This window comes from uncultured Campylobacter sp., from assembly GCF_938045535.1.
Lineage (GTDB): Bacteria > Campylobacterota > Campylobacteria > Campylobacterales > Campylobacteraceae > Campylobacter_B.
Map to the genome: position 1 here is coordinate 1 of NZ_CALIMQ010000133.1, position 9,965 is coordinate 9,965.

The 9,965-nt window shown below is 46.8% G+C and carries 11 protein-coding genes and 1 tRNA gene; 1 reads left to right on the top strand and 11 read right to left on the bottom strand.

Translation table 11 applies throughout. The features are described from left to right. The first annotated feature begins 312 nt into the window (after nucleotides 1–312). Nucleotides 313–403 (top strand) — tRNA-Ser (locus tag Q0095_RS04310). A 50-nt stretch (nucleotides 404–453) separates the two neighbouring features. Here the strand turns inward: Q0095_RS04310 and Q0095_RS04315 are convergent. The 11 genes from Q0095_RS04315 to Q0095_RS04365 form a co-directional block, all read right to left on the bottom strand. Further along, the gene (locus tag Q0095_RS04315) at nucleotides 454–972 is read right to left on the bottom strand and encodes a hypothetical protein (protein ID WP_297881691.1); all 519 of its coding nucleotides are present in this window, start codon (nucleotides 970–972) and stop codon (nucleotides 454–456) included. A 335-nt stretch (nucleotides 973–1,307) separates the two neighbouring features. Then, on the bottom strand, nucleotides 1,308–1,430 hold the full coding sequence (locus Q0095_RS04320; RefSeq protein ID WP_297881693.1) for a hypothetical protein: 123 nt from the start codon (nucleotides 1,428–1,430) through the stop codon (nucleotides 1,308–1,310). After that, complete coding sequence (locus Q0095_RS04325; protein WP_295098664.1) at nucleotides 1,408–2,625, bottom strand: 2-hydroxyacyl-CoA dehydratase; 1,218 nt, start codon at nucleotides 2,623–2,625, stop codon at nucleotides 1,408–1,410. Before Q0095_RS04325 ends, Q0095_RS04320 begins: the two co-directional genes overlap by 23 nt. Further along, a complete protein-coding gene (locus Q0095_RS04330; protein WP_297881695.1) occupies nucleotides 2,625–5,579 on the bottom strand; it encodes an acyl-CoA dehydratase activase in 2,955 nt (984 codons plus the stop codon). The genes Q0095_RS04325 and Q0095_RS04330 overlap by 1 nt, the downstream gene beginning before the upstream one ends. Nucleotides 5,580–5,874: 295 nt before the next feature. Next, nucleotides 5,875–6,231, bottom strand: a complete 357-nt coding sequence (gene rplS, locus Q0095_RS04335; protein ID WP_297881697.1) for a 50S ribosomal protein L19 — start codon at nucleotides 6,229–6,231, stop codon at nucleotides 5,875–5,877. After that, complete coding sequence (gene trmD, locus Q0095_RS04340) at nucleotides 6,228–6,929, bottom strand: tRNA (guanosine(37)-N1)-methyltransferase TrmD (protein ID WP_297881698.1); 702 nt, start codon at nucleotides 6,927–6,929, stop codon at nucleotides 6,228–6,230. The genes rplS and trmD overlap by 4 nt, the downstream gene beginning before the upstream one ends. Continuing rightward, complete coding sequence (rimM, locus tag Q0095_RS04345; RefSeq protein ID WP_297881700.1) at nucleotides 6,926–7,456, bottom strand: ribosome maturation factor RimM; 531 nt, start codon at nucleotides 7,454–7,456, stop codon at nucleotides 6,926–6,928. The genes trmD and rimM overlap by 4 nt, the downstream gene beginning before the upstream one ends. After that, nucleotides 7,449–7,691, bottom strand: a complete 243-nt coding sequence (locus tag Q0095_RS04350; RefSeq protein WP_005873158.1) for a KH domain-containing protein — start codon at nucleotides 7,689–7,691, stop codon at nucleotides 7,449–7,451. The genes rimM and Q0095_RS04350 overlap by 8 nt, the downstream gene beginning before the upstream one ends. A 1-nt stretch (nucleotide 7,692) precedes the next feature. Next, nucleotides 7,693–7,923: a 30S ribosomal protein S16 gene (gene rpsP / locus Q0095_RS04355; RefSeq protein ID WP_297881702.1), complete on the bottom strand. Its 231-nt coding sequence runs from the start codon at nucleotides 7,921–7,923 to the stop codon at nucleotides 7,693–7,695. A gap of 78 nt (nucleotides 7,924–8,001) precedes the next feature. Further along, nucleotides 8,002–9,342 carry a signal recognition particle protein gene (ffh, locus tag Q0095_RS04360; RefSeq protein ID WP_297881704.1) on the bottom strand — a complete coding sequence of 447 codons (1,341 nt, stop codon included), beginning with the start codon at nucleotides 9,340–9,342 and terminating at the stop codon, nucleotides 8,002–8,004. A gap of 66 nt (nucleotides 9,343–9,408) precedes the next feature. After that, the coding region (locus Q0095_RS04365; RefSeq protein WP_297881706.1) for an RNA pseudouridine synthase at nucleotides 9,409–9,965 on the bottom strand (557 nt) is incomplete at its 5' end.

Below are 9,965 nucleotides of genomic sequence, written 5' to 3' on the forward strand. Positions count from 1 at the left end.
TTTAAGGATCGGAATTTATGTGCAGAATTTGCGCCAGATTTTACTGGACCACCATAAATTTAAAGAGGATTTTAACGTAAAGTTATAGTAAACTTTGGAATTAAGCTTCAAAAATTTTAGAATTTGCAAGGCAAGCGAATTTATACTTAAAATTTTACTATGATAAATATGAATTCTTTTCATAGCGCCTTTTGACTCGTTATAGCTCTTTGTGCCGCTAGCTCAAAATATCCGCGCGGTGATAAATTCCGCGAGCTGAGCTAATTTAAGCCCATTATTAGATTAGTTATGTATAATGCGATTTCTTTTTGTGGACAGATGGGTGAGTGGCCGAAACCACACCCCTGCTAAGGGTGCAGCTTCTAACCGGGGCTCGAGGGTTCAAATCCCTCTCTGTCCGCCACTACTTTAGAATCTAAATCAATAAAATTTCACTTCCGTGATTCAGTCGCTTTAGTCACCGAGGATACTGCCTAAAAGCAGCACCGGCATCATTAGCGGCATTACGATGAGCCCTTGTATATCGGTATCCATTTTCGCATCGCGCTCGCTTTTGATCCCGCTATCGACCGCTATGCGCGCGGGGTATTCGATCGGCACGGCTAAGCGGTGCGACTTGCGCAGCTCATCGTGATCTTTTAGTCGCTTAAAATACCTGCCTTCGATTAGATAAGAGTAGCGAAACGTAGAACTATACGCGGGCTCCAATTGCTCCGGGTCATCCATCAGCCTCGCCTGCACCGATAGCGGCAGCTCGGACTTTACGAGCTCGATTTCGTGCTGGATATACGCAGCATCGCTACCTTCGTTGTATTTGTCTATCGTGAGCATGCTTACGTTGCGCCTTATCGCATCTTTATGCAACGACGCCAAATTCGCAACTTTGGCACGCACGGCACTAAGATTCGCATCAAATACGTAATCATAAATCTCGCCGCTCATACGCAGCTGCCCGCCAGACGTCGCGCTCATCGCGACGATATGCTCGCGCCCTTACATGTAGCCCGGCAAATTCTTACTCGCGCATCCGCTAAAAATCCCACAGCATAGCGCCAAAACCGCGCCGCAAATCCAAAATTTCATAAACTTCCTTTGTAAAATTTAAAGACGGATTGTATTAAATTTTGCCTTAATGAGAGTGGAATTTTATGACGTGGCGAGCGGACTTCCATAAAATTCCGATGAAATTTCGCAAGAATTGAAGCCAGAACGCGCGAAAGAGGTAAAAGAAGCACAAGAGCGCTATCGAGATTTAAAATTTTAAAATCTCGAGGAAATTTCGCGAAAGGAAGCGAGCTATTTGCGCGTCAAAATTTAACCATCATCGCGAGCTTGCTTTTAAATTTTAAAATTTTACGGTAGGCTTTAGAATCTAAAATTCCAAAGCCATTTTTGATATGTGGCGGGCTATTTTCGATTTGCGTTAGCAAGCATCAGCTTTATGCGGTTTTCTTGATTTACCGCGCTTGCGCCCGGGTCGTAGTCGATCGCGGCGATGTTTGCTTGCGGATAGTTTTGCTTGATCTTTCGGATCATTCCGCGCGCGATGATGTGGTTTGGCAGGCAGCCGAAGGGCTGCGCGCACACGACGTTTTGTATGCCGTGGCGCATAAACTCGACCATCTCCGCCGTCAGCAGCCAGCCCTCGCCCATCTTCACGCCGTGACCGATATAGCCGTCGGCGGCGGCGCGAACCTCGCTAAATGGGCTCGGAGCGCGAAATCCGAAGCGCTTCATCTGCTTAATCATCATGCGCTGGAAAAATTCCACTACTTTAGCGACCGCAAGCGAGCCGTAATACGCCGCACCGCCCTTGCCGTAGAGCTGCTTGTCGTAGACCGCATCGTAGATGCAGGTAAGTACGAAGTCCATCAGCCCCGTATTTACGGGCTCGGCGTTTTCACGGATAAGGTAGGCGTTTAGGCCGTTATTGCCGATGGGCGAGTATTTGAGATAAATTTCGCCCACGATGCCTACCTTCACTCGCGGCTTATCGTCGCGCTCGATTTTAGCGAACTGCGAGAGGATAAATTTGAAATTTTTCTTGAGATTGAAAAACGATCTTTGATCGGTCAAATTTTTGATCCGCTCGGCGCAGAGTTCGTAAATTTCATTCGTTTGGTTTTTGATCTTTTCGTAGGGCTTGCACTGATTATACAGCCCCATCATCAAATCGCCGTAAAATATCGCGGCAAAAAGCTTTAGAAGCGATTTTTTGCCGAGGCTAAATTCATTCTCATCTAGCGAGCCGAAATTTAACGAGATCGCGGGGACGTAGCTAAAGCCGCTGTCCTCAAGCGCTTTGCGAAGCAAATTTATGTAGTTGCTCGCTCTGCAGCCGCCGCCCGTTTGGCTGATGAGAAGCGCTACTTTGTGCGTATCGAACTCGCCGCTTTTTAGCGCGTCGATAAACTGCCCGATGACGAGCAGCGCGGGGTAGCACATGTCGTTATGCACGCTGCGAAGCCCCTCCTCGACGATGTTTTGACGATTTTCGCCGAGTAAGACGCTCTTATAGCCCTCGTCGCGCAGCACCCCCTGCATAAAGCGAAAGTGCGGATCGATCATTGTGGGAATCAATATCGTGTGGGTCGCTTTCATATCTTTCGTAAATTTAGCAAACATTAGCGCGCATCCTTTCTTGCTTCTTGTTGTGCGCCTTGCCTTTCGCGCTCTATCATAGTCGCTTTTAGGCTACGCAGACGAATTTTAACGGCGCCTAGGTTCGTAACCTCGTCGATTTTAAGTTGAGTGTAAATTTTACCGTTTTGGCGCAGTATGTCGCGCACCTCGTCGCCCGTGATCGCATCTATCCCGCAGCCGAAGCTGACTAGCTGCACCAGCTGCATGCGCGGGTATTTACAGATGAACCGCGCCGCACTATAAAGCCTGGCGTGGTAGGTCCATTGATTAAGGCTTTTCGTCTGCACCCTGCTAAGCGGCAGCGCGTCCTCGCTAAGCACTATAAAGCCCAAGGAATTTAGATAGCGATCGATACCGTGGTTGATCGTCTTGTCGATATGATACGGACGACCCGCTAGCACAATGGCGCTGGCACCGCTACTTTGTATCTCTTTTAGGGTCTCCTCGCCTTTTATTAAAACGGTATTTTTATAGTTTTGCAGCTCCTTAAGGCCTTGCAAGACGGCGTTTTTCACAGCGTCTGAATGAAATTTATACCCGGCATCCGCGAGCTCAGCCTGCATCGTTTTGCAAAACGAATCTTGCATATTAAGATCCACGTGCGGGTAGAGGAATTTTTTCTCCTCCAGCGCCCCTACGTTTGAGCGAATCAACTCGGGGTAGTATGCGACTACGGGGCAGTTGTAGCAGTTCTCGCTGATATTTTCATCCAGGCTGTAGCTCATACACGGATAAAAGATAAAATCGACGCTTTTATTTAGCAGATCGTAGATGTGGCCGTGCACGCTTTTAGCCGGGTAGCAGACGGTATCGCTCGGGATGCTCTGGCTTGCTAAAAACAACGTCTCTTTTCGCGGCTTTTGCGACAGCACGACGCTCATGCCTAAATTTTCAAAAAACGCGCTGTAAAACGGGATCATCTCAAACATATTCAAAACAAACGGAATTCCGACTCGCGGTGCGTCTTGCTTCGGCGGCTTGCGATATTTTCGCAAAAGCTCGTTTTTAAACTCAAATAAATTCGTAATGTCGTGGCGGATCTCTTTGCCCGCGCCGCGCTCGCATTTATTGCCCGAGACAAATTTAGTATCGCCGAAGTAGCTGATCGTAAGCGGGCATTTGTTCGTACAGAGCTTGCAAACGCTAAATTCGCTGCGATGAGTGAAATTTTCAAGCTCTGCACGACTGATCATATCGGTACGCTCGTTTGCGTTATTTTTGGCAAAAAGCGCCGCGCCGTATGCACCCATAAGCTCGCTGATATCTAGACGGATCACGTCCTTGCCGAGCTCTTTTTCAAACGCGCGCAGCACGGCGTTGTTTAAAAATGTCCCGCCCTGCACTACGATGTTTTGACCCAAATCGTCGGCATTTCGCACGCGGATAACCTTGTAAATCGCATTTTTTATGACGCTAATAGCAAGTCCAGCGCTGATATCCTCGATCGTAGCGCCGTCTTTTTGAGCTTGCTTAACCGAAGAGTTCATAAATACCGTGCAGCGGCTACCAAGCTTGGCGGGGTGAGTCGCAAAAAGGGCTAAGTTTGCAAAATCTTTAATGTCATAGCCCAAAGAATTTGAAAAGGTCTGCAAAAACGAGCCGCAACCCGAGCTGCACGCTTCGTTTAGCACGATAGAATCGATATTGCCATCTTTAATAGAGAAACACTTGATGTCCTGACCGCCGATGTCGATGATGAAATCGACCTTTGGATTGAAGTGGCGCGCAGCGCTGTAATGCGCGATCGTCTCGACGATACCGTAATCGAAGCGAAAGGCGGTTTTAATGAGATCCTCGCCATAGCCGGTAACGCCGCTGCCCTTGATCTTGATGCGACCCTCGCAAAGATCGTATAGCTCCTTAAGACGCGGCAGCAGGATGTCGACCGGATCGCCTTTATTGGAGGAGTAAAATTTATACAGCAGCTCGTAGTTTGCACCCATAAGCACGACTTTGATCGTAGTGCTGCCGCAATCCACGCCCAAATACGCGTCTCCGCTGTAGGTGTGGATATCCACCTTAGGCACGCTCGCGCGGGCGTGGCGAGCGGTGAACTCGTCAAATTCCGCCCTGTCTTTAAAAAGTGGCGGCTCGGCTTCCAGCGCGGTTCTATCGGGCTCCTTTTTTAAAAGCGCGATCGTCTCCTCTAAATTTAACGTCTCGCCCGTATCTTTTGCGTACAGCGCGCTGCCGTAAGCCACAAAATAAGGCGCAATGTCGGGAAAGGTCGCAGTTTTGTCGGTGAGCTTTAGCACCTCTTTAAAGCGCGCCTGAAGACCTTTTAGGAAAAACAACGGGCCGCCCAAGAATAGAATATTGCCCTTAACTTCGCGACCCTGTGCGAGCCCCGAGATCGTCTGTTCGACGACCGCAGCGTAGATACTAGCGCAAATATCCTCTTTTCTAACGCCCTGATTTAGTAGCGGCTGAATGTCGCTTTTGGCGAACACGCCGCAGCGTGAGGCGATCGGGTAAATTTTATTCGCTGCAAAGCTTAGACGGTCGAGCTCTGTGATATCCAGATGCAAAAGATTGGTCATCTGATCGATAAATGCACCGGTGCCGCCCGCGCACGAGCCGTTCATCCGCTCCTCAAGTCCGCCCGTGAGAAATAAAATTTTAGCATCCTCACCGCCGAGCTCGATTACGACATCGGTCTTTGGAAACATCCGCTTGACGCCGAGCGAAGTAGCGAAAACCTCTTGGACGAACGGAATTTTGCAATTTTTGGCGATGCCCATGCCTGCCGAACCCGCTATGGCGACGCTGAATTGCTCGCCCGCATAGGTTTTTTGGATTTGCAAAATTTTATCCAGCACCAGCTCCTTGGGCTTTGCCAAATGCCGCTCGTAGCTCTTGCTTAAAATTTCATATTTATCGTTTAAAACTACCGTTTTAACAGTGGTTGATCCTACGTCAATGCCTAAAAAAGTCACATCTCGCTCTTTACTGAATAAATTTTACTCGGCCGAATTCTCAAATTTAGCGCGAGTTTTCTAAATTAAAATTTGCATTTTATAGTAATATTTTTAAACGCAAATAAAATCAGGATATATTTTATCTTTTTCTATAGAAAAAGACGATTTTTAGGCAGTTTAAAATTAAAAATTTTAATGTGAAGCTTGCAAAATTTTAGATTTAATGCGAGTGAATTTTGCGCGAAATTTTTTAAAATCTCGCGCATTATAAAAAGAGCTTCCTTTTTGAATTGAGAAGCGTAAATTTAAAGGATTATTTTCGAAGCTCTTTGATTTTAGCCGCTTTACCGCGTCTGTCGCGTAGGTAAAATAGCTTCGCGCGGCGAACGCGGCCCTTTCTTAGAACCTCGATGCTTTCGATGCTTTCGCTGTAGATCGGGAAAATTCTCTCTACGCCGACGCTATTTGCGCCGATCTTGCGAATGATGAAGGTCTCGCCGACGCCGTTTCCGCGACGCGCAATGCAGGTGCCTTCAAAATTTTGAATTCTGCTCTTATCGCCCTCTTTGATCCTGATGGCTACCTTTAAGGTGTCGCCGGCACGGAAATCAGGCACACTTTTGCTTGTGATCTGAGCGTCCTCAAACGCTTGGATATACTTGTTTTTCATAAATTTCCTTTATTTCTGGCGATCTTTCGGTACATATCCGGGCGGAAGAACCTCGTTTTGCATAGCGCCATTTGATTTTTTAAGCTACGCATTTTAGCGTGATTACCCTTTAAAAACTCTGAAACTATAGGTAAATTTTCAAAAATATCAGGCTTTGCGAACGCGGGTGCCTCTAAAATTCCGCCTTCAAAGCTTTCTTCGACGAGCGAGCCTTCATTGCCCAAAACGCCCCTTATATTGCGGCTTATCGCATCGCACATGCAAAGCGCGCCGAGCTCGCCGCCGGTAAGAACGAAATCGCCGATGCAAAAAATTTCATCTACATATCTTTCGACTATGCGCTCATCGATCCCCTCGTAGCGCCCGCAGATAAAGCATAAATTATCTTGGCTGCTTAGGCGCTTAGCATCGTTTTGGTTAAATTTTTTACCGGCGGGCGAGAGGTAGATAAACTTGGCGTTTTTAAATTTAGCTCTTACGTGTTCGATCGTCCCGGCAAGCGGCTCCGTGCCGATCAAAAGCCCCGCACCGCCGCCGATCATATAATCATCCACTTTTTTGTACCGATTTGTCGTGAAATTTCGCGGGTTAAAAAAATGCGTCGAGATTATTTTCTTATCAACCGCGCGCTTTAAAATCGAGTCCTCAAAATACGGCGCGATGAGATTTTCAAACAGCGAGATGAAGATAAAATTCATGAGTTTTCCAAAATCGCGCGCGCATTTTGCGTAAAAATTTTACGCTCGCTAAGCGAAATTTCTTTCACATAGGCGTCCACGTAGGGGATAAAAAATTCTTTCGGCAAAGCCTGCGAGATTAAGCTTTCGTCCGTTTCTACCTCAAAAAGATATCCGTTTCCGATCTGCGATATGTCCCTTACGCGCCCCAAAACCGCGTCGTATTCGTAAATTTCAAGCCCGATGATATCGAAGTAAAAGAACTCGCCCTTTTGCAATTTGCAAAATTTCCGCGTATCCTCTTTGCTTCGGTAAAGGATTTGGTTAGTTAAATTTGCCGCCGCTTCTACGCTTTCGTAATTTTTAAAGATAGCGCTAGAATTTGCGCCGCTAAAGGATAAAATTTCTAAAATTTCGCCGTTTCGCAGATAAAATTTGGCGCCTTTTTTAAACTGAGAGGGGAAGTCGCTGCGATCAAAAATTTTAACCGCGCCCTTTAGACCTATAGTCCGACCGAGCTTTGCGACCTCCAAAAGATCATCAGGCATCTTTGGCTTTGACGGTAATTTTATAATTGATCGGATCTTTTGCTTTGTAGCCGATGATGACGGTCTTTATAGCGTTTATCATTTTGCCGTCCTTGCCGATGAGTTTGCCGGTGTCGGCCTTGTCGGCATAGACGATGATCTCGGTAAAGTTTTCACCGACCCGCTTTTGCGTAGAGACGGACTGCGGATAGTCGGCGATCAACTTTGCGTATTCTTTTATAAAATTTTCTACCATTTTATTTGCTTGTGATTTGAGAGACCCTATCGCTTAACTTCGCGCCTACGCTCTTCCAGTATGCCAAACGCTCCGCGTCGAATTTAATATTATCGCTCTGCTTTAACGGGTTATAAAAGCCGATCGTCTCGATAAAGCCGCCGTCGCGTCTTTTCCTGCTATCCGTTACCACGATGCGGTAAAAAGGCTGCTTCTTTCTTCCGATTCTTGTAAGCCTAACAACTGTTGCCATTTTTTCTCCTTAAATTTTTGTAAGTTTTAGAACTTGCAGATGGCTAAAACTTAAACATCTGCAAACTCTACCGAGAAATTATCTCGGTAAATTTTGCCTTTGAGCGATCGAGGCAAGCCCCTGCATACCGCCCTTGCTTGAAAATTTCTTCGCAAGCTTCGAAGCACCCGCGAACTGCTTTAAAAAGCGGTTCACCTCCACTTGCGAAAGCCCCGCGCCGGCAGCAAGTCTGCGCTTGCGCGAATTATTTAGCAGATCGGGGTTTTCGCGCTCTTTCGGCGTCATAGAGTTAATCATCGCTTTGATATGAAGTATCTCTTTGGAGTTTTCCAAATCGATATCTTTTATCTTATTCGCCATGCCGGAAAGCCCGGGGATCATGCCGATTAAATTTTTCATATTGCCGAGCTTTTTCACGCTTTCGAGCTGATTTACGAAATCGTTGAAATTAAACTCGCCCTTTTTGATCTTTTTGTTCAAAGCTTTGGCTTCTCTTTCGTCGAAGACGGCGCTTGTTTTCTCAGCCAGCGTCGCTAAATCGCCCTCACCCATAATGCGGCCGGTGATTCTATCGGGTATAAAGCCCTCCAGATCGGCTACCTTTTCGCCGGTTCCGATAAAGCGAAGCGGGATGCCAAGCTGCTGCGCGATACCAAGAGCTACGCCGCCTTTGGTATCTGCGTCAAATTTGCTTAAGATCACGCCCGTAAGGCCTAAAATTTCATCAAATTTAGCGGCCGTTTTAATGCCGTCTTGGCCGCTCATAGCGTCCGCTACGTAAAAAATTTCATGCGGATTTAGAGTTTTTTTCATCTCCGCAAGCTGTGCCATCAGAGCCTCATCGATCGCAAGACGCCCCGCCGTATCTACGAGCAGTACGTCATAAAGCCCGCTTTTAGCCTTGCTTAGCGCTTTTTCGGCAACCTTTAGCGGATCGCTCTCGCCCTCGATGAAAAACAGCTCGATCTCATTCGCCTCGCACAGCTGACGGAGCTGCTCGACCGCGGCTAGGCGCTGCAAGTCGCAGGCTGCGACCAAGACCTTTTTTTTACGAAGTTTCAGATAGTTCGCGAGTTTTATCGTGCTTGTAGATTTTCCGCTTCCTTGAAGTCCCGTCATCAAAGCTACCGTAGGAGGCGTGCTAGCGAATACAAATCCCTGGCTGCTGCCTCTAGGCGCCGTTAAAATTTTAGTCAAATTTGTCTTGATGGACTGCAAAAACGGCTTCTGTCCTATCGTGCCGATGCGAAGATCGGCTTCGACGAGCGCCAAAAAATCCTTTACGACTTTGTGGTGCACGTCGGCCTTTAAAAGCGCCTTTTTTAGCGTTTCCAAGGCGTTTTTTAAAGCTTTTTCGTCATCGATTGTTTTTAATTTATTGACCGCGTTTTTAAACGACTCGCTTATGATCTCAAACACTTTGATCCCTTATAAAATTTTTAAACTTGCGATGTTACCTAAAATTAACTTAAAAGCCATTGAATATCAGAGATCTTTAGGAATTTCAAAGCCGAATTCGTTGAAGCTTTTACCTAGCGGAGCTTTAAATTTAAGCCCTAAAATTTCGGTCTCGTACGAGTGCAAAAACATCCGCTTCGCACGGCTTTTAGCGTATTTTTCATCGCCTATTACGCCGAATCCCGCGTTTGCCAGATGCACGCGGATCTGATGGGTTCTGCCCGTCTCGATCCGCACTTTTACGAGCGATTTTTTGCCGCTTACCATCAGCGGATAAACCTCGCTAAATGCACTCTTGCCGTTTGGCGAAATTTTAGAAAACGCGCCGCTTCTGGTCTTTATCGTCAAAATCGGCTCGTCAAATTTCATTTCTTCGCTCACGATACCTTTTACGATCGCGATGTAGCTTTTCTTCACGCGCAAATTTTTAAATTCCGCAATCGCCGCTTCGCGAAATTCTTCGTTCTTATATAGCAGCACGACGCCGCTGGTTTCCTTATCCAGGCGGTTTAGAAGCCCGAATTTATAGATTTTTTCCAAATTTTCGCTGCTCATAAAGGGCGGCTTATTGACCGCCAAAACGT

Coding starts and splice junctions, on each gene's coding strand:
- rpsP (WP_297881702.1), bottom strand. CDS start 7,923: ATGGCAACAGTTGTTAGGCTTACAAGAATCGGAAGAAAGAAGCAGCCT.
- Q0095_RS04325 (WP_295098664.1), bottom strand. CDS start 2,625: ATGTTTGCTAAATTTACGAAAGATATGAAAGCGACCCACACGATATTG.
- Q0095_RS04350 (WP_005873158.1), bottom strand. CDS start 7,691: ATGGTAGAAAATTTTATAAAAGAATACGCAAAGTTGATCGCCGACTAT.
- rplS (WP_297881697.1), bottom strand. CDS start 6,231: ATGAAAAACAAGTATATCCAAGCGTTTGAGGACGCTCAGATCACAAGC.
- Q0095_RS04315 (WP_297881691.1), bottom strand. CDS start 972: ATGAGCGCGACGTCTGGCGGGCAGCTGCGTATGAGCGGCGAGATTTAT.
- trmD (WP_297881698.1), bottom strand. CDS start 6,929: ATGAATTTTATCTTCATCTCGCTGTTTGAAAATCTCATCGCGCCGTAT.
- rimM (WP_297881700.1), bottom strand. CDS start 7,456: ATGCCTGATGATCTTTTGGAGGTCGCAAAGCTCGGTCGGACTATAGGT.